This is a genomic window from Methylorubrum pseudosasae (genome assembly GCF_029504475.1).
Taxonomy (GTDB): Bacteria; Pseudomonadota; Alphaproteobacteria; order Rhizobiales; family Beijerinckiaceae; genus Methylobacterium; species Methylobacterium extorquens.
This window is the reverse complement of the sequence record NZ_JAQGDU010000002.1, coordinates 1375582-1394672: the sequence shown is the minus strand read 5'-3', so window position 1 is coordinate 1394672 and position 19091 is coordinate 1375582. Positions and strand designations below refer to the sequence as shown.

Here is a 19091-nt window from a genome sequence, read left to right as displayed (position 1 = left end):
TTGAAGAACTGGCGGAACTTATCCCCGTTTTGTTGGTTCTTCACGCACGGTCGAGCTTTTGCTCGTAAGCCGCATGCCCTCACCGAGGGTTGGAACAGGTCATGCCAGTCTTCGATGGGAAGTATTTGACCGAGCATGGCGAAAGCGAAGCGCTTCTCGCCATGATTCTCCGCCCGACGCCGAAGGCTCGGGAGGAGGCGCTTGAGCGCGGTCGGATGCGCCTTGAGCGGGCGACCATGCTGGCCGAGTTGGCACCCGCCGTGCCGGGCACGACGCTCGCTGCCGTCAAGCGCGCCGATATCCTACCGGTGGACTGACAGACCGATCACACTGCCGAATCGGCGCTACCACGCCTGAGGCGTGATGATGCCCTGACGGGTGACCACGACCCACTGTCGACCCCGGCGTTCGATCGCCTCGACCCGGCCGATACCGGGCACCGCATCGCCCCGCCCGACTTCGACGAGCCGGCGGCGACGATCCTCGAGCACCGCGACGCCGTCATAGACGTCGCGCAGCGCCCAGCCTTCGAGGGTGTCGGATTTCGGCTTGTCCGGCAGACTTCCGGTCTGTGTCGGCTCCGCCGCGCGCGCCTCGGGCTTCGCCTCGGATTTTACGGGAGCGGCGGCGGCAACCGGTTGCAGCTTCTTCTCCCACTGCGCCATCGCGCTCGTCATGCGCTCAGTCTGATCATGCTCGACGCGGGCCACCGTCTCGGACAGGCTCGACAGTCGCTTATCCAGCGTTTGCTCGGTACGGCTGAGCCGATCCGTCAGGGTGTGGCCGAGCGCTTTGGTGTCACCGCGGGCTGCTTCGCTCGCGTCACGCAGGGCGGTCACCGTACGGGCGAGCCGGTCGATCTCCTGTGCGAATCGGGCCGCTTCCGAGCGCCCGGCCGACAATTCGGCCTGGACCTGCGCAAGCGCCGCGCCGGATCGCTCTTGAGGGGCTGCCACCAAGCCGAGGCACACGCCACCAACCAAGGCGGCCACGCTCGCTGCGGCAAGCCGACCGTTGGCTCCGAGGTGGAACGCCTTCCGCGTCGGCGCGGCTGCGGGCGGCATCGCCTTTGCCGCGGCTTTCGGGCCACCGGCGACGGCCTGCTTCAGCATCTCGACCGGCGAGGGCTGCGCGATCGGCTGACCGGTTGCACCTTTGCGCGGTTCGATCGTCTCCGGCATGGCATAGGCTTTCCAACGACGCGGTCGGCAGACCTCGACCGGTGATCCATAAGGACGCTGGCCCAAAACGATCGGCGTCGTCGAAACTTCACCGCCCGCCCGGCATGCTTCCCCGAGAAGCGCACCGCTGGACACGAGACGGGGCGGAAACAATCGCCCGAACCACATCCAGTCGGCTATTCAAGAATTCCGTTAAGGATGTTTGTTTACCGAAAGGTTACCGGCGCGGATGCGCTCATGCCTTGGAGCACGACGCATTCCTGCATTTCCGACCTCGTTCGACTGTCGAAAACTTGAGGGCGCTGGCGGGCCCGTCCTGCTTGGCGCTGACAGGTCCGGTGATCGGTCCGGGCGACGAACCCGGAACCGTCAGGCCCTTTCGCCACCGAGCACGAGGCGGAGCGACCGGGCGAGTTCGTCGCGCCGGTAGGGCTTGTTGAGCACCGGAAGCTCGCCCTGGCCGATCACCTGCCCCTCATCGAGATTCGCTACATAGCCCGAGGTCAGCAGGATCTTAATGTCCGGGCGCACCCGCCGCGCCTCGACGGCGAGTTGCGAGCCGTTCATGCCGCCGGGCATGACGACGTCCGAAAACAGGATGTCGATCCGCTCGACGCCGTGCAGATGCTCCAGCGCCTCGGCCGCGTTGCGGGTGACGATGACTCGATAGCGCAGCTCCTCCAGGCTCTCGACGGCCATGCCGAGCACCTGTTCGTCGTCCTCGACCAGCAGCACCGTCTCGCCCTCTCCGGCCCGGCGCAGCGGGATGGCGCCGACCGGTCCGGGTCCGATCTCTTCGCCGGCCGGGTCGGTCGAGCGCGGAAAGTACAGGCTGACCGTCGTGCCTTTGCCGACTTCCGATTCGATCTGCGCGAACCCCTTGGCGCTGCGGGTGAAGCCGTAGACCTGGCTGAGCCCGAGGCCAGTGCCCTTGCCGACCTCCTTTGTGGTGAAGAACGGCTCGAAGACGCGCTGGAGCTTGTCGGGCGGGATACCGCTGCCGGTATCCGTGACCGAGATGACGACGTAAGGGCCCGGCGGAACGCCCCGGTCCGCGACCGCCGCCGTGCCGAGCCGGACGTTGCGGCTCGTGACCGCGATGCGCGCGTGGCCCCCCCTGCCCTCCAGAGCGTCGCGCGCATTCACGATCAGGTTCAGCACGGCCGACTCAAACTGGGCCGGATCAATGCGGATCGGGTCCAGGGCCGGGTCGAGATCGAAGGCCAGCTCGACGGCACCGGTCGCCGCGCGCTCGGCGAGCGGCCGGAAGTCCAGCAGAAGCCGGTTCGGGTTGAGCGTCTGCGGCCGCAGCATCTGGCGGCGCGAGAAGGCGAGGAGGTGCTGCGTGAGCTGCTCGCCGCGGCGCGCCGCACCCATGGCCGCTTCGGCCAATCGCTTTACGCGGTCGGGTTGGTCGGGGCGGCGCAACATCATGTCGAGGCCGCCGACGATGACGGTGAGCAGGTTGTTGAAATCGTGCGCCACACCGCCCGTGAGCTGGCCGATCGCCTCCATCTTCTGGGCTTGGCGCAGCGCCTCCTCCGTGACGTGCTGATCCGTGCGGTCCATCAGGATGCCGGCGATCCGCTCCGGCCTATCGGCCTCGCCGGATTTGACCCGTCCCCGCATCGCGATCCAGCGCACCGCTCCGTCCGCGCGCCGGATGCGGCATTCGAGATCGAGCCGGCCCGTCTTGGGGACGCTCGCGAACGCCTCCTCGGCCGTCTCGCGGTCTTCGTCGACGACATGGGCCAGGAACGTCTCACGGTCCCAGGACTGTCCTGTGCCCGCGTAGCCGAAGACGGCATTGAAGCGGGGCGAGCGGCGATGGGTTCCGGCGACGTAGTCGATGTCCCACGAACTCATGCCGGCCGCATCGAGGGCGAAGGCGAGGGTCTCGTGGGCGGTCTCGACCTCCCGCGTCCGCTCGGCGACACGCCGCTCCAACTCCTCGTTCGCCAGCCGGAGTTGCTCCTGCGCACGCTCCCGCTCCAGCAGGTGCTGCCGGGCTTGGTACTGGCGGCGGCGTGCACGCAGGGACGAGACGACCGCGCTGGTCAGCGTCTCGGCGTTGATCGGGCGTTCCAGCAGAACCACGTTGCCGAGCCGCCGCAGCAATTCCGCCGCGCTCTGGGTGCGACGGCCGGCTTGGCGCGTCGCCAGCACGATGAAGGGGAAGTCCGACCAGGGCTGTTGCGCATCGAGCCAAGCGAACACGTCCGCCGTGTCGCCGTCGGCCAGAGCTTCCTCGGTCACAAGAGCGGTTCCGGCCCCCTCGCGCAGCCCCGTCAACCACGCCGCGACGTTCGCGCAGACTGTGGCGTGAATGCCCGAGCGGTCCAGCACCCCCTCGATCACCGCGGCATCGCGCCCGCGTGGTGTCAGGATCAGGACGCGCTCCTCGGTGGATGACATCAAGCGCCGTCCCCGGTCTCACGCGGCCCCTTCAGCATCTCGACCCGCCCGCGATAGGCCGGCAGGCCGGTGAGCACGCCCTCGAAATCGCTCAACGCCTCGCCGACCCGAAGCCCGTCGGTCGAGAGCCTCAACTCACGGATCGTCCGCTCGTGCGGATTGACGCGGCTCTTTACCACCGACAGCGCCGTGCGGATCTCGCCGCTCGCTTCGAAGAACCGGAACAGCAGGATGCAGTCGCTGAGGTAGCTCAGGTCGATGTCGGTCCGAACCTCGCCGATCACACCGTGCTGCCCGAGCACGAGGAGCGTGGTGACGCCCTTCTGGTTCAGATAGCTCAGGAGTTCGTGCATCTGCAGGATGAGGTGCTCTTCACCTGGCATCGCGTGCAGGTAGGCGTTCAAGCTATCGACGGCGACGAAGGTGGAGCCGCGCTCCTCGACGGCCTGTCGGACGATCGAAGCGAACTCTCCCGGCGAGAGCTCCGCCGGGTCGATCTGCATGATGGTCAGCCGCTCGGTTCCCAGATGCGGCCGCAGGTCCATGCCGAGCAGGGTGGCCCGGGCGATCATCGTCGCGAGCCCTTCGTCGAACAGGTAGTAGGTCGCCGTCTCGCCCCGTTCGAGCGCGGCCAGCATGCAGCGCAATCCGGTCGTGGTCTTGCCCACGCCGGAGGGGCCGAGCAGGAGCGTGTTGGTGCCGGGCACGAGGCCGCCGCCCAGCAGCAGGTCGAGTTCGTCCGAGCCCGTCGATTGCGCCGTCGGATCGAAGGTCGCGCGATGCTCGGCCGCAATGAGTCTTGGGAAGACCTGGACGCCGCCGGTCTCCAGCACGAAGTCGTGGTAGCCGCCCCGGAACTTGATGCCGCGCATCTTCACGATCCGCAGGCGTCGGCGCTCGGAGCCGAATTCCCGCGGATTCTGGTCGAGGGAGATCACTCCGTGCGCGATACTGTGGAGCTGAAGGTCGCCCGCCTCCGAGGTGCGGTCATCGAGCATCAGCACGGTGCAGGCGCGCTTGGCGAAGAACTGCTTCAGCGCGAGGATCTGGCGCCGGTAGCGCAGCGGGTTCTGGGCCAGCAGGCGCAGTTCCGAGAGACTGTCGAATACCACGCGTTCGGGCTTGAGACTCTCGACCCGCGCCATGACCTCCCTGACCGTCTCGCCGAGCTCGATCTCGGACGGGTGCAGGATCGATTGCTCGCTGTCGGGGTCGAGCCCCATCTCGTTGACGAGCTCGTAGAGTTCGATGCCGTCGAGCGACCAGCCATGGCTTAGGGCCGCAGCGCGCAGCTCGTCCGCCGTTTCCGACAGCGTCACGTAGAGGCTGCGGCCCTTCCGGGCCGCGCCTTCGAGCAGGAATTGCAGTGCGAGTGTCGTCTTTCCGGTGCCGGGCGTCCCTTCCAGAAGATAGAGCCGATCCGGCGTCAGGCCGCCGCAGAGAACCTCGTCCAAGCCCGATATGCCGGTCGAGATCCTGGTCTCGGAACCGGATCGGGTGCTTGTCGTGCTCATCGCCTCGTTCATCGGCTCGGACGCCGCTCCTGTACTGTTATGGCCCATCTCGCATGGGCGCCCACCGAGCGCCCCACAAACCTGCGTCAGCGCCGGGGATAACGCACGGGCGGCGCGTTCCGATCACTTCCTTAGCGTGTCGGGCGCTACTCTTCCAACGACCCCTGTCGCAGCCATTCAAACCCGTTTGCCCGTCGGCGTCTCCCTCTCGAATGCTATCGAAATTGCTTTTCCAGAGCTTCGACCGGTTCGTCCATGCTCGGCTCGGCGTGCTGGCACGTTTTAGGTGCGACGGTAATCCACAGCGGAGACGATGAGCCGCGCTCCGCTCGCCGCCGTGAGCGCGTTGACGCTGAAAGCGGGCGCTGAGCGCCGAACGATCGAATGAAGGTGATTGATGCTCGTGAACGGAGCCTATGGTCCTGAGGAACGTGCTTTGGTGCTGGAGCGGCAACGCACCCTCAAAATGGCCCAATCGGCCCACGCGTATGTCCGGGGCAATACCCTGAAGTTCTACGAGTGGCTCGAGGGTCTCACCCGCGGCACCCTGCCGGAGGGACCGCCGGTCTGGATCTGCGGTGATTGTCATCTCGGAAATCTCGGGCCCCTGGCCGATGCCGACGGCCGCGTCGACATCCAGATTCGCGATCTCGACCAGACCGTCATCGGCAACCCGACGCATGACCTCGTGCGCCTCGGGCTGTCGCTCGCCAGCGCCGCGCGCGGCTCCGACCTCCCCGGTGTGGTGACGGCGCGAATGCTGGAACAGATGCTTCTGGGCTACGCCGCGGGGCTGGGACAGAACGAGACGAACCGGGAGCCCTCCGAACCGGACGCGGTGCGCTCGGTCCGCCGCCGGGCCCTCGGGCGTCACTGGAAGCACCTCGCGCGGGAGCGCCTGAAGGGCGTGGAGCCGGCGATTCCGCTGGGGCGCAAGTTCTGGAAGCTCGACACGGAGGAGCGGAAGGCCCTCGATGGGGTCTTTCAGGAAGACGCGGTGCGCCACCTCGTGCTGGCCCTGAACGGGCGCAGCGACGAGGCCGAGATCCGCCTGATCGACGCGGCCTACTGGATGAAGGGATGCAGCTCGCTCGGCTTCCTGCGCTACGCCGCGCTCGTCGGCATTACCGAGCCCGGAAACAAGCGCCGGCTCGCGCTGGTGGACTTGAAGGAAGCGGTCGAGCCGGCCGCGCCGACCGCTCCCGGTGTGGCGATGCCCTCCGAGCCGGCGGAGCGGGTGGTGGCCGGCGCGCGGGCCCTGTCGCCGAATCTGGGCGAACGCATGCTGCCGGTTCGGCTACTGGGCAAGTCGGCCGTGATGCGCGAACTGGCGCCGCAGGATCTGAAGCTCGACGTCGATCAGTTCGGACGCGAGGAGGCGGTCCGCGCGGCGCATTACCTCGCCCACGTCGTCGGAAAGGCGCATGGCCGGCAGATGGACGCCGAGACGCGCGCGGCCTGGCGGACCGAGATTACGCGCGGCAGCGACGCGGACGAGGGGGCGCCCTCCTGGCTCTGGTCCAGCGTGGTCGAACTCGCCGGGCGGCACGAGGTCGGATACCTCCAGCATTGCCGCCGCTACGCCGGCCAGGAGGCGGCCTGACGCCGGGACGGATCGTCCCGGCGCCCGATCTCAGGGTCGGCGCCGGGCGCTCTTTCCTCCCAGCACCAGGGCCGCCGTCGCCGCCAGGCCTGCAGCGAGCCCGGCTGTCGCGAGCGGGTGCAGGGTCGCACGGGTATAGGCGCTGCTGCGCATCACGTAGATCGGCGGATCGCCCCGTTCACGGCCGGCCCCCTGCGGCGCGTGCAGCGCCCCCTTCGGGTTCCTCGGCGGTTCGGTCCGCTTCTGCTGGGCGATGATGGCCGATGCGAGCTCATCGTAGGCCCCCGGCGCGAACTCCTTGCCCATGACGAAGAGCTTGCCGCCGCCGCCCACGAAGATGTCCCGCTGCGGATGGACCGCGGCGTGCAGGATCGCGTTGGCGACTTCCTTCGGCGGATAGATCGGCGGCGGCAGCGTCGGCTCGCGATCCATGTAGTTGCGGGCCCGGTTCGGCAGCGGCGTGTCGATGGAGGCGGGCTTCACCAGCGTCACGGAGACCGGCGCGCCCTCGGCGATCAGCTCCATGCGGAGCGTGTCGGTGAAGCCCTTCACCGCGTGTTTCGACGTGGCGTAGAGGCCCTGGAACGGGAAGGCGAGGTCGGAGGCGATGCTGCCGACATTGACGATGGCGCCGCCCCGGCCGCGCAGATGCTCGGCGGCGATCAGCGAGCCGTACACCGTCCCCCAGAGGTTGGTCTGGATCAGCCGCTCGTGGTCCTCGAGGGCGATCTTGCGAAGCGGCCCGTAGACGGTGAGGCCGGCCACGTTGACCCAGGTGTCGAAGCCACCGAACGTGGCGACGGCATGGTCGGCGATGGCCTGGACATCCTCCCGCCGGCCGACATCGGCGACGACGTAAGTGGCGCGTGTCCCGAACTCGGCGGCGATGTCCGCCAGCACATCCTCGCTGCGGGCGGCGAGTACGACGCGGGCACCGCGCCGTGCGGACATGCGCGCCGTCGCGAGCCCGATGCCGCTGGACGCGCCGGTGATCACGATGACCTGTTCGTTCAGCGGCTTGTGACCCATTCCAAATGTCTCCCATCCTGCCGCGTCGATGCGGCGGCGATGGGGGTACGCGCGACGGGACGAACTGTTTCGGCCCGCGCGCAAACCGCGCAGGCGTAAGGCGTGGGAAAACGTCCCGGCGCTCAGTCGCTCGCGTGGTCGGCCACGTAGCGGCCGAGGGCGCTCGCCGCATTGAGCATGTGGGCGCGCATCCGCCGCGCCGCGGCGTCGCCGTCGCCCTCGGCGATCGCCTGGAGGATTTCGCCGTGCTCGGCGCGGGAGCGCAGGATGCGCTCGCCCTGGCGCAGTTGCGTCCGGCGGAAAGCCGACAGGCGCGAGCGGATCGCGAGCGCCTGCTCGGCCATGAAGCCGTTATGGGTCCCGCGGTACAGGGCCTCGTGGAAGGCGCGGTTGAGGGCGTCGTAGGTGTCGTAATCCTGTGCCGCCACCGGCTCGGCCGATTGCTCGTGCAGGTCCATCAGCGCGCTGAGTTCGAGCGGCGTCATCCGGTAGGTGGCGAGCCGCACGCATAGCGCCTCGAACTCGGCCGTCGTCTCGAACATCTCCATGATCCGCTCCGGCGTCATGCGGGTGACGACGACGCCGCGCCGGGGACGCATCTCGACCAGACCGCTGGAGGCGAGCTGGCGCAGGGCTTCGCGGACGGGGGTGCGTGAGGCGCCGAAGCGGTCGGCGAGATCCTGCTCGTCCAGCGCGATGCCCGCCGCGAGGACACCGGAGGCGATCTCGTCCGTCAGGGCATTGCGGATCTGGTCGGAGAGGAGGCCGCGTCCCTCGGCCATGCCGTCCATTGCGTCGCCCTCCCCCATCCGCATCACCCCGCCAAAGCCCGCACGATCAGGAACAGCAGCGACGGGCCGACGAGGCAGCCGATGCCGGTGTGGAAGGTCGCGTTCAATGCGCCATAGGGCACGAGCTTCGGATCGGCGGCGGCGAGCCCGCCGGCGACACCGCTGACCGTCCCCATCCGCCCGCCATAGGCCATCGCCGAGCGCGGGTTGTCGAGGCCGATCAGCCGGGCGACGAGGGGTGTCCCCATTATCACCCTCACCGCCTTGGTGACCCCCGTGGTGATCGAGAGCGCCATCACGGTCGAGTCGGCGCCGCGGAGGCCCGCCTCGATCACGTCCACCTTGAAGGCGGTGGCAACGATGGCGAAGTCCCGCAGCATCGCCCCGCCCATCAGGATCGGGCCCCCCCGCGGAACCGCCGACGGCTCGACTGGCTTCGACCCCCGTATCCGGCCTCTCGCGCGCCTACGGCATGCAGCGATCACCCGGCGATTCCTTCCTGTATTCAGGGCTTTGTTTTTGTTGCCCTACCGTATGCAATTTATTGACAATGGCGCAAGCCAGAATACAAAGAACCGCATTGCGGCGGCTCTCAATATACGGCGACGGTCGGTGCACCGGCCGGCGTATGCGCAGCCAAGCCATCACAGGGAGCGGACCGGATGAGCGGTTGGGGTCGAGAACGGGCGGCCCGCGATGCGCGGATCGAGGCGGGTCGGGCCCATGCCGCGGGCAAGGTCGTGACGGCGGCCGACGTGGTCGCTCTCCTGGAGGCGATCCTTCAGCCCGGCGACCGGGTCTGCCTGGAGGGCGACAACCAGAAGCAGGCGGATTGCCTCGCGCGGGGCTTGAGCCAGTGCGACCCCGCCCGCGTGCACGATCTGCACATGGTCCAGTCCGGCATCGTGCTGCCCGAGCATCTCGACATCTTCGAGCAGGGGATCGCGAAGCGCCTCGACTATTCCTATTCGGGGCCGCAGGGCGCGCGCATCGCCCGCATGCTCTATGGCGGTCAGATCGAGCTCGGGGCGGTGCACACCTATCTCGAGCTGTTCGCCCGTTACTTCGTCGATCTGACCCCGAACGTGGCGCTGATCGCCGGCGTCTCGGCCGATCGGGACGGCAACCTCTATACCGGGCCGAACACCGAGGACACGCCGACCGTGGTGGAGGCGACCGCCTTCAAGAACGGCGTGGTGGTGGCGCAGGTCAACGAGATCGTCGATCGCGTACCCCGCGTCGACATCCCCGGCGACCGGATCGACTTCGTGGTCGAGGCCGACAGGCCGTTCTACGTCGAGCCGCTCTTCACCCGTGATCCGGCGGCGATGACGGAAACGCAGATCCTGATGGCCATGATGGCGATCAAGGGGATCTACGCCGAGTACGGCATCCGCCGGCTCAATCACGGCATCGGCTTCGGCACGGCGGCGATCGAATTGCTGCTGCCGACCTATGCCGAGCGCCTCGGCCTGAAGGGTCAGATCGCCACCCACTGGGCGCTCAACCCGCATCCGACCCTGATTCCGGCGATCGAATCGGGCTGGGTGACACAGATTCATTGCTTCGGCTCCGAAGTCGGCATGGACCGCTACATCCGCGAGCGCTCCGACATCTTCTTCACCGGCGCCGACGGTTCGCTGCGCTCGAACCGGGCCTTCTGCCAGACGGCCGGACTCTACGCCTGCGACCTCTTCATCGGCTCGACCCTGCAGATCGACCTGGCCGGTCATTCCTCGACGGTGACGCAGAACCGCGTGGCGGGCTTTGGCGGCGCGCCGAACATGGGCTCGGACCCGCACGGGCGGCGCCACCCCTCCGACACCTGGATGAAGGCGGGGCGCGAGGCGCAGGTCACCGGCGACCCGGCCCTGATGCGCGGGCGCAAGCTTGTGGTGCAGATCGTCGAAACCTTCGGCGAGGGGCTGGTGCCGGCCTTCGTCGAGCAACTCGACGCGCTCGAACTGGCGCGTAAGATCGGCTTGGAGCTGGCTCCGGTGATGGTCTACGCCGACGACGTCACCCACATCGTCACCGAGGAAGGCATCGCCAACCTCCTGCTGTGCCGCACCGCCGACGAGCGCGAGCAGGCGATCCGCGGGGTGGCCGGCTACACCGAGATCGGCCGCGGGCGTGACCGGGCCATGGTCGAGCGTCTGCGCCAGCGTGGCATCGTGCGCCGCCCGGAGGATCTCGGCATCGAACCCCTCGACGCCGACCGCTCCCTGCTCGCGGCGCGGTCGATCAAGGATCTCGTGCACTGGTCCGGCGGGCTCTACGAGCCGCCGGCGAAGTTCCGGAACTGGTGAGGCCGCGATGGAAAAGCTGAGCTTCCGACACACGACGCAGCGGGCCCTGGCCGGCGGGAAGGCCCAGGCCATCACCGGCGTCGTCGCCTCCGGCAACCTCGAAGTGCTGCTGGAGCGCGCGCTTGCCCCGACTGAGTGCACCGTCGAGATCGAGACGCCGATTCGCGGCTACGGCGAGGTCTGGGCGGCGGTGGTCGCCGACTTCGTTGCCCGCAGTCAGCCCGGCGGCCTGCGCATCACGATCAATGACGGCGGCGCGCGCCCCGACACCGTGTCTCTGCGCCTGCTCCAGGGCGCCCGGCTGATGGAGGTCTGACGATGAGCGAACGGATCATCGACCCGGCCGCCAAAGGCTGGGCGACGAGCTGGTACGAGGCGAGCGCCCGCGCACGGCTCGACGGCCTTCTGGATGCGGGCAGTTTTCGTGAGGTCATCGGCCCCGAGCAGCGCCGGATGAGCCCTCACCTGCCGCTGTTCGACCTGCCGCGGGCCTTCGATGACGGCATGATCGTCGGCTCGGGCCGCCTCGACGGCAAGCCCGTCCTCGTCGCCGCGCAGGAGGGTCGCTTCATGGGCGGTGCCTTCGGCGAAGTGCACGGGGCCAAGCTGGTCGGCCTGCTGCGCGCCGCCCTAGCGTCGAAGCCGGACGCCGTGCTGATCCTGTTCGATACGGGCGGCGTGCGCCTGCAGGAGGCCAATGCCGGCGAGACCGCCATCGCCGAGGTGATGCGCGCGATCGTGCAACTGCGCGCGGCCGGGGTGCCGGTGATCGGGCTGATCGGCGGCCGGGCCGGGGCCTATGGCGGCGGCGGCCTGATCGCGGGCACCTGCTCGCGGCTCATCGTCTCCGAGGGCGGGCGCATCTCGGTCTCGGGGCCGGAGGTGATCGAGACCAACAAGGGGGCGGAGGAATTCGATTCCCGCGACCGTGCCCTCGTCTGGCGCACCATGGGCGGCAAGCACCGCCGCCTCACCGGCGGCGCCGATGCCTATGCCGACGACACCGTCGCGGCCTTCCGCCAAGCGGCCCTGGACCAGATCGGGCGGGCCCCGGCCTTCGACCTCGCCACGCTGGAGGCGGAGCAGGCACGGTTGGAGCAGCGCCTCACGCGCTTCGGCGATTGCCGCGACGGGACCGAGATCTGGGCGCGGCTCGGGGTGAACGATCCTGAGGCGGTGCCGGCCCTGACCACGGCCGCATTCGACGCCCTGCTCGCCAGCCTGGGAGAGACGACCCATGACGCTCGCTGAGATCCTCGCCTCGCTGTTTCCCGAGGGTCATTCCGTGACCGTCGCGGACGGGCTCGTGAACGGCGAAGGCCCGTTCCGCGGCGGCCGGCTCGCGGTGATCGGCATCGACGGCGACACGGCGCTCGGCGTCGACGGCGCCTGCCGGCTCGCGGGCCACGTCCTCGACGTGGTGCGCCGGGGCGGCGCCACCCCGATCCTTGTGGCGATCGATTCCGACAGCCAGCGCATGAGCCGGCGCGACGAGCTGCTCGGCCTCAATGAGTACCTCGCGCACCTCGCCAAGACGCTGCTGCTCGCCGACGCGCAGGGCCACCCCACCGTCGGCCTGATCTACGGCCACTCGGCGGCCGGCGCCTTCATCGCCACGGCGCTCGCCACCCGCGTCCTTGTCGGCCTGCCGGGGGCGAACCCGAGCGTGATGGACCTGCCCTCCGTCGCCCGCGTCACCAAGCTGCCCCTCGACCGGCTGGAGGCGATGGCGAAGGACACGCCCGTCTTCGCGCCGGGCCTCGACAACATGGTGCGTACCGGCGCGGTGCAGGCCGTGCTCGATCCGGACCGGCCGCTCGCCGAGCAGATCGCCGCCGTAATCGACGCGCTGCCGGCGGACGATACCCGCGACCGCGCCGGGCGCGAGCGCGGCGGACGACCGGTGGCCGAGGCGATCGCCGCGCAGGTGGTGCGGGAGGCCGCTCTTGGCTGAGGCGCACCGGCGCCATGACCTCCTCGACGTCGAGCCAGAGGCCTGGGCCGCTGCCGTGGCCAGGCGGCTGGATCTTGCAGGGGTGCCGCACATCGCGGCGTGGATGGATGACGGCCGGCCGGTCATTCTGCGCCGCTCGCATCCGGGAGAGGATGCGGGCCTCGTGCCGGTCGGCCTGCCCCTGCCGCCCCGCGACGGCAAGCGCCGCATCGGCCTCGCCCTCCCGCCGGACGCGGTTCGCCCGCGCGCGCCCGTCCTCCTGTCCGAGGCGCGCGCTGCATGCCCGCCCTCCTGGGCGGCGACGATTGAGGCGCTGATCGCCCTCGGCGAGCGCCATGGCGCCGCGCCGCGTCCCTTCGGAAGCCTGCTCTGGCAGAGCCTGACCGGCCTCCCCTACCTGTCCGAGCGCTCGGATCTCGATCTGCTCTGGCCGGTTCCCGGCGCGGTTCCGCCTCGGCTCATGGAGGGCATCGCGGCGATCGAGGCGTGGGCGCCGATGCGCCTCGATGTTGAGATCCTGTTGCCCGACGGGGGCGGGGTGAACTGGCGCGAACTGCACAGCACCGGCCCGGGCGGAACGGTGCTGGTCAAGCACCGCGACCGCCTCGCCCTCCGCGAGGCCGCCGCCCTTCTCGCGGGAGATCCCGAATGAGCCCGCTCGCTGCGCTTCGAGCGCTTTCCCCCAGGGATGATCGGTGCCCGGCGGCAGACGCGATCGCGCGGTCCGCGGCGACGGCGTTGCGGCTCGAACTCGAAACCTACCCGAAGCCGGGCCTCGTCAGCCATGTCGATCGCGGCAGCCATGCCGACATGGATGCGGACACCTTCCGGGCGAGCACAGCAGCGATCACGCCTTTCTTCCGGGCCCTCGCACTCGCCGGGGCGGCGGGCGCGCCGATGCCGGCTCTGCGCCGCATCGGCCTTGAGGCCGAGGCGGCGATGCGGGCAGCGACCGGCGGCGTGAACACCCATCGCGGCGCCATCTTCGGACTCGGCTTGCTCTGTGCCGCGGCCGGCGCCCTGAAGCGGCCGGGGGCCGGAGCGCTCGGCGCCCTCGTCCGCGACCGCTACGGTTCGGCGATCCTCGACGGACCGGTGCTGCTCCATGCGCCCGGCGCGCGGGCACGCCGCCAGCACGGCGTCGGCGGCGCGCCGGCCGAGGCCGCCGCCGGCTTTCCGAGCCTTTACCGGGTCGCCCTGCCGGCCCTGCGACGCGGCCGGCAGTGTCATCCCGGCGATGCGGAGGCCGCGCGGGTCGAAGCCTGCCTCGCCCTGATCGCGCATGTAGAGGATACGAACCTGCTGCATCGCGGCGGGACGGAGGGCTTTGCCTTCGCGCGTGGCGAGGCTGCGCGGTTCATCGCCGACGGCGGTGTGGCGCAGCCCCGGTGGCGCGCGCGCGCCGAGGTGCTGCATCGCGCCTTCGTCACCCGTAACCTCAGCCCCGGCGGCGCCGCCGACCTGCTCACGATGGCGCTGTTCGTGGAGAGCGTCGAGGCGTCCACGTGACGCTCGCGGTGCTCCTCTCCGGCCAGGGCGGCCAGCATCCGGGGATGTTCGACCTCACCGCGGAATGGCCCGCGGCCGCGCCGGTTTTCGCGGCGGCCGAATGCGTTCTCGGACAAGACCCGCGGGCCTTCGTCCGCACGCCGGGGGCGGATCTGCATGGCAACCGCACCGGGCAGATCCTCTGCTGCGTCGCCGCGCTGGCGGGCTGGACCCTCGTGCAGGCGGCGCAGCCCGCCCGCACGATCGTTGCCGGCTACAGCATCGGCGATCTTGCCGCCTGGGGCTGCGCCGGCCGCTTCGACGCCGAGACGATCCTGCGCCTTGCCGCCGCGCGCGCCGAGGCCATGGATGCAGCCGCCCGGTGACGGCGCCGGCCTCGCCGGCATTCGCGGGTTGCCGGTCGCGGCGATCGAGACCCTGGCGGCGGCGCAGGGCAGCGAACTCGCCATCCGCAACGCCAGCGACAGCGCCGTCATCGGCGGCCCGAGCCCGGCGCTCGAAACACTCTGTGTCGCGGCGCTGGCGGCCGGTGCACTGCGCGCCGTGGTTCTGCCGGTCCGCACCCCCTCGCATACCCCGCTGCTGCGCGAGGCGAGCCAGCGCTTCGAGGCGGCTCTCGCGGGAATGCAACCAATGCGGCCCCAACCGGGCGCTCCCCGGCTCATCAGTGGACTCGACGGCGCACCCGTCTTCGACGTTCACGCAGGGTTGTCGAAGCTCGCGCGCCAGATCTCGCACACCATCGACTGGGCCGCCTGCCTGGAAGCCTGTCGGGAATACGGCTGCGACACCGTGCTGGAACTCGGCCCCGGCCATGCCCTCGCGACCATGGCCCGCAACGCGATCCCCGAGGCGCGGGTCCATGCCCTCGACGAATTCCGTTCGGCCTCCGGCGTCACCGAATGGATCGGGGGACGATGAGCGCGGTGCGATCCGCGGGCGCGTTCCGGCTTCCGCCAGCGTAATCCTTCACCGGTCGCGGGATCTGAAACGATCGGTCTGGCGGCTTTGAAGCGCGAGATTGTCCAAAGCTTGGGCGGGCCGAACTCCTCTGCGGATCAGTCGATCATCCGGCGCAGCACGCCGTCCGGCCCGATCGGCATGGCGGCCATCGGCAGGGGCGCCGGCACCGGGCGGATCGGCATCATCGCCCGGAATTGCTGGCGGAAATCCTCGGCGATGCGGTCGGCCTCGACGGTGCCGCGGATCACCTTCGGCCGGATGAACACGATCAGCTCCGTGCGCACGCGCCCGTCGATGCGGTTGCGGAAGGCGGGTCCGACGATCGGCAAATCGCCCAGGAGGGGCACGCTCTCGTTGGTGATCTGCGCCTTCTCCTGCACCATGCCGCCGATGGCGAGGCTGTGGCCGTCATTCACCGCCACGCTGGTCGCAACCCGGCGCTGACGGATGGTCGGCGAGTTGATCTCCGAGGTCGTGGTCTTCACGACGTCGCTGACCTCTTGATTGATGTCGAGCACCACGAGGCCGTTCTTGTTCACCCGCGGCGTCACCGACAGGATCACGCCGGTATCCTTCATCTCGATCTGATTGAGGATCGGCGCACCCGCCGCGAACGCGCTCTGGCCGCTTTGGCGCACGATTGGCACCTGATCGCCGACCTGGAGCTTGGCGGTTCGGTTGTCGAGCACGGTGATGTTGGGCGAGGAGATGACGTTGACCCGCGTCACGCCCTGCAGGGCGTTGAGCACGACGTTGAAGTCGGAGGCGTTGAGCAGGTAGTTGAAGCCCGGCACGCCCCGCGCGGCGGCCTTGATCAGCGCGTCCGTGCCGCTCGTGCCCTGGGCGACGCTGCGGTTGGTGTCCGCCTGGGCCAGGTTAAAGCGCGAACCGCTGTTCTTGAGGAACCACTGCACGCCGAACTGAAGCTCGTTGTTGAGCGTCACTTCGGCGATCACGGTCTCGAGCAGAACCTGCGTCGGCATCGCGTCGAGCCGGCCGAGGATGCGCAGGATCTTGTCGTACTGGTTGCGGGTGGCCGAGATCACGAGGCTGTTGTTGGCCTCGTCGGCGACGACGCCGATGGCGTCGCGGCGGGCGCCGTAGGCCCCGCCATAATACCCCCCCGCCATGCCCGTCTCCGCACCGTAGCCGCCACCGTAGGCAGTCGGCGCGGCGCCGTACGCGGCGGGCAGGCCCCCGGTCCCGTCCATGCCGGCGCCGCCCATGGGGGACATGCCCCCCGCGGATCCCGTGCCGGGCATGGACCCGGTGCTTCCGTAGGCGCCCGTGCCTCCGGCACCGCCCGTCGCAGCGTCAGTTCCGTAGCCAGCGCCGTAAGGTGCACCTGGGCCGGACAGCCCGGCCGAGCCGCTGGAGCTGCCATATCCCGAGCCGCCGGGGCCGCCATATCCGGCTGCGAGTCCGCCCGGCATCGCGCCCGCGCCCTGGGCGAAGCTGCCGCCGAGGCCGGCCTGCGCGGCGCCGGAGCCCGACGAGACGTTCACGGGGGCGCCGGTTTCCGCCGCGACCACACCCTGGAGCACCGCCGCGAGTTCCCGGGCCGAGCGATTCTGGATGCGGTAGACGAAGAGCTGGCGCTCGCGCTCGGCCGCGAGCACCTCCATCTGCTCCAGCATCACGCGGGCGCGGTCGAGATAGACGGCGCGCGAGCTCACCACGAGGATGGCGCTCAGCGCCTCGTTGGGAATGAAGCGGATCACGTCCCCGGTGCCGGCGGCCTCGCCCCCGAACATCTGCGTCATGTCGCGGGCGAGCGTGACGGGGCTGGCGCTGCGCACCGGCAGCATCGCCGTGGACATGCCGCGCATCCAATCGACGTCGAACATTTCGATGGTCTGGCGGAGGGCGCGGATCTGGGTCGCGTCGCCGTTGAGGATCAGGAGATTGCGCGCCCGGTCGGCCCGAAGCACCACGTCGCGGGGTGCGACCGACGTCAGGATCGCCTGCATCTCGACCGCTGAGACCCAGCGCAGGGGCACGGCGACGGCGCCGGCTTCCGCGGCCGGGCCGCGCACCGCGCGCACGGCATTCGGGTCGGTGGCCGCGGGTCCGATCTGGGCGATGCGTCCGCGACGGCGCAGCACGAGACCGCGGCTCGCCAGCGCCGCCTCGAACATCTGCAGCAGCGCCTCGCGGGTGACCGCACCGCCGGTCTGGAGCGTGACGGTGCCGGTGGCCTGCGGATCGAGGGTGTAGCCCAGGCCCAGCGTGTCGGCGAGCACCGCCTTGGCGGCATTCGGCAGCGGGGCCTCGACGAGGTTGAGGCTGACGAGGCCGCCCGGGAGCCTCTGCGCCGCGGGTGCCTCCCCGGCGATGAACCGGTCGTTCCCGCGGAGGATGAATCCGCCCGAGGGCCGCGGGCCGTAGCCGGGCGCTGACAACGGCTCGGCGGCAAAGGCTGCGCCGGGTGGGCCGAGAGCCAGCCCGAACGTCAGCGCGAGGACATGTGCACGAATCGCCATGCCTCCGCTCGACCTCGATGCCGCTGGTTGCTGGTGGGGGTGACGCTAGCTACTTATGGTTAACGAGCGATTGATATTTGATAAGTTTGGCTCAGAGCCGGATCAGCGCGGCGGCGAGCGGCCCGCAGGCGGGATGGGCTAGGCCGCCCACCAGATCCGGCCCGTCCGGCTGCCAGGACAGGACCGGTGTGCCGGTGCCGCTCGCGGAGATGATCGCGCTGCGCAGGGCGCGGCCCCGTCCGTCCGAGACAGCGGCGCGGATCTCGACATATTGTCCGGAGGACAGGGCCGCGTGCGGGCGCAGCCGGTCGCCGGCGACGCCCTCCGCCAGGGCGCGAACCGGCGCGAGGCCGGGGTCGAGGCCGCCGACCCGGTCGGCGAGGCGGTCGAGGCCGCCGCGCAGATCGAGGTAGGCCGCGAGCGGTTCGACCGCGCGCGCGCCGCCGCGTCGCGTCCGCCGCTGCCGATCCCGCTTGCCGGTTCAAGCGGAGAGGAACTGCTCGCGATCTTCCGCCAGCGCCTCGAGAGCCTAGCCGGCGCACGGGCGGCGGTGGTCGAGCGCGCCGACCTCGAAGCCGATCCTGACCGCCCCACCCTGCCGCGCCTTCGCGCCTCGGTCCGGGGCACGGCGGAGGGACTGCAGGGGCTGCTGCACGCGCTCGAGACGGAGTCACCGCTCGTCGCTGTCGAGGAGGCCGAACTCGGCATCGAGCGCGCGGCGGATCGCGAGACCGGCCGGCCAACGGTGATGCGGGCGAGCCTGATCGCCCGCGGCGTCCTGATCCCGCCGCCGGTGCCGGGAGCGACGCCGTGATGGGCGTCCGGCGTGCCCTCCGCGCGACCCGCCGCCTGCCGCGTGCGGTCTTCGGGCTCGCCTGTGCCGCGGCGTTGGCTGCTTTCGCTTGGCCGATCGGGGTAGAGCCGGCGCCGGAGGCCCCCGCACGGCCTTTCGACTCGCAACCCGGCGCCGCTTCAAGCGGCGCGGCGTTGCGCCGGCCCCTGTTCGATCCCGGCCGACGCGACTGGACCGCGCGAGGAAGCCGGGCCGCGATCCTCGAAGGCGAGCCGCGCCGCCCGGTGCTGACGGTGCGCGGAATCGTCGTCGATGGCGGCAGAGCCCGTGTGCTGATCGACGACGGCAGCGGCGACGAGAGCTGGCTCGGCCCTGGCGAGGGACGCGACAACTGGCACATCACCGCCATCGCCCCCGACAGCGTCACACTCGACCAGAACGGCCGCTCGTTCACCGCTGCGTTCATGGGCCAGCCGGTCACGCTGCGACCGCTCCCGCTCGAGCCGGCGCTTCGGAACTGAGGCGAGGTTCAGGAGAGCGGGAGACG

The 19091-nt window shown here is 70.1% G+C and carries 16 protein-coding genes and 2 pseudogenes; 11 read left to right on the top strand and 7 right to left on the bottom strand.

Annotated elements, in window-relative coordinates; genetic code table 11:
- Nucleotides 1-161: 161 nt before the first annotated feature.
- Entirely contained in the window at nucleotides 162-317 is a 156-nt protein-coding gene (locus M2437_RS07530) for a hypothetical protein (RefSeq protein WP_277570242.1), read from the top strand.
- A gap of 27 nt (nucleotides 318-344) precedes the next feature.
- Here M2437_RS07530 and M2437_RS07525 read toward each other — a convergent pair whose 3' ends face one another.
- The 3 genes from M2437_RS07525 to M2437_RS07515 all read right to left on the bottom strand — a co-directional run bounded on the left by M2437_RS07525 (nucleotide 345) and on the right by M2437_RS07515 (nucleotide 5122).
- Nucleotides 345-1181, bottom strand: a complete 837-nt coding sequence (locus M2437_RS07525; protein WP_253387005.1) for a BRO1 domain-containing protein — start codon at nucleotides 1179-1181, stop codon at nucleotides 345-347.
- Between the two features lie 369 nt (nucleotides 1182-1550).
- Nucleotides 1551-3596, bottom strand: coding sequence for a PAS domain-containing hybrid sensor histidine kinase/response regulator family protein (locus tag M2437_RS07520; RefSeq protein WP_253387004.1), 2046 nt, complete (start codon nucleotides 3594-3596; stop codon nucleotides 1551-1553).
- Complete coding sequence (locus M2437_RS07515; RefSeq protein WP_253387003.1) at nucleotides 3596-5122, bottom strand: ATPase domain-containing protein; 1527 nt, start codon at nucleotides 5120-5122, stop codon at nucleotides 3596-3598. Before M2437_RS07515 ends, M2437_RS07520 begins: the two co-directional genes overlap by 1 nt.
- A 385-nt stretch (nucleotides 5123-5507) precedes the next feature.
- Here M2437_RS07515 and M2437_RS07510 point away from each other — a divergent pair, with 385 nt between their 5' ends.
- Nucleotides 5508-6713 (top strand): DUF2252 family protein, encoded by a 1206-nt coding sequence (locus M2437_RS07510; RefSeq protein WP_253387002.1) that lies wholly within the window; start codon nucleotides 5508-5510, stop codon nucleotides 6711-6713.
- Nucleotides 6714-6743: 30 nt separating this feature from the next.
- Here the strand turns inward: M2437_RS07510 and M2437_RS07505 are convergent, their stop codons facing one another.
- The 3 genes and pseudogenes from M2437_RS07505 to M2437_RS07495 form a co-directional block, all read right to left on the bottom strand.
- Nucleotides 6744-7742 carry an SDR family oxidoreductase gene (locus M2437_RS07505; RefSeq protein WP_253387001.1) on the bottom strand — a complete coding sequence of 333 codons (999 nt, stop codon included), beginning with the start codon at nucleotides 7740-7742 and terminating at the stop codon, nucleotides 6744-6746.
- A gap of 122 nt (nucleotides 7743-7864) precedes the next feature.
- The gene (locus M2437_RS07500; RefSeq protein WP_253387000.1) at nucleotides 7865-8551 is read right to left on the bottom strand and encodes a GntR family transcriptional regulator; all 687 of its coding nucleotides are present in this window, start codon (nucleotides 8549-8551) and stop codon (nucleotides 7865-7867) included.
- A 5-nt stretch (nucleotides 8552-8556) separates the two neighbouring features.
- Nucleotides 8557-8928: pseudogene (locus tag M2437_RS07495) on the bottom strand (malonate transporter subunit MadM); the annotation flags it as partial.
- A 267-nt stretch (nucleotides 8929-9195) separates the two neighbouring features.
- Between M2437_RS07495 and mdcA the strand changes: the two are divergent.
- From mdcA to M2437_RS07460, 7 genes and pseudogenes are all read left to right on the top strand, one after another.
- The gene (gene mdcA, locus M2437_RS07490; RefSeq protein ID WP_253386999.1) at nucleotides 9196-10842 is read left to right on the top strand and encodes a malonate decarboxylase subunit alpha; all 1647 of its coding nucleotides are present in this window, start codon (nucleotides 9196-9198) and stop codon (nucleotides 10840-10842) included.
- 7 nt (nucleotides 10843-10849) lie between these two features.
- Nucleotides 10850-11158 (top strand): malonate decarboxylase acyl carrier protein, encoded by a 309-nt coding sequence (mdcC, locus tag M2437_RS07485; RefSeq protein WP_253386998.1) that lies wholly within the window; start codon nucleotides 10850-10852, stop codon nucleotides 11156-11158.
- Between the two features lie 2 nt (nucleotides 11159-11160).
- Nucleotides 11161-12093, top strand: a complete 933-nt coding sequence (locus M2437_RS07480) for a biotin-independent malonate decarboxylase subunit beta (protein ID WP_253386997.1) — start codon at nucleotides 11161-11163, stop codon at nucleotides 12091-12093.
- A complete protein-coding gene (gene mdcE, locus M2437_RS07475) occupies nucleotides 12080-12796 on the top strand; it encodes a biotin-independent malonate decarboxylase subunit gamma (RefSeq protein WP_253386996.1) in 717 nt (238 codons plus the stop codon). The genes M2437_RS07480 and mdcE overlap by 14 nt, the downstream gene beginning before the upstream one ends.
- The gene (mdcG, locus tag M2437_RS07470) at nucleotides 12789-13448 is read left to right on the top strand and encodes a malonate decarboxylase holo-[acyl-carrier-protein] synthase (RefSeq protein ID WP_253386995.1); all 660 of its coding nucleotides are present in this window, start codon (nucleotides 12789-12791) and stop codon (nucleotides 13446-13448) included. The genes mdcE and mdcG overlap by 8 nt, the downstream gene beginning before the upstream one ends.
- Nucleotides 13445-14305: a triphosphoribosyl-dephospho-CoA synthase MdcB gene (gene mdcB / locus M2437_RS07465; protein WP_253386994.1), complete on the top strand. Its 861-nt coding sequence runs from the start codon at nucleotides 13445-13447 to the stop codon at nucleotides 14303-14305. Before mdcG ends, mdcB begins: the two co-directional genes overlap by 4 nt.
- Nucleotides 14302-15226, top strand: a pseudogene (locus tag M2437_RS07460) (acyltransferase domain-containing protein). The gene mdcB and the pseudogene M2437_RS07460 overlap by 4 nt, the downstream one beginning before the upstream one ends.
- 137 nt (nucleotides 15227-15363) lie before the next feature.
- On the opposite strand, the gene gspD reads toward M2437_RS07460, so the two are convergent.
- Nucleotides 15364-17751: a type II secretion system secretin GspD gene (gene gspD / locus M2437_RS07455; protein ID WP_253386992.1), complete on the bottom strand. Its 2388-nt coding sequence runs from the start codon at nucleotides 17749-17751 to the stop codon at nucleotides 15364-15366.
- Between the two features lie 292 nt (nucleotides 17752-18043).
- On the opposite strand from gspD, the gene M2437_RS07450 reads away from it, so the two are divergent.
- Entirely contained in the window at nucleotides 18044-18565 is a 522-nt protein-coding gene (locus M2437_RS07450; RefSeq protein WP_277570239.1) for a GspMb/PilO family protein, read from the top strand.
- Nucleotides 18565-19065 (top strand): hypothetical protein, encoded by a 501-nt coding sequence (locus M2437_RS07445; RefSeq protein ID WP_253386990.1) that lies wholly within the window; start codon nucleotides 18565-18567, stop codon nucleotides 19063-19065. The genes M2437_RS07450 and M2437_RS07445 overlap by 1 nt, the downstream gene beginning before the upstream one ends.
- Nucleotides 19066-19091: the final 26 nt, after the last annotated feature.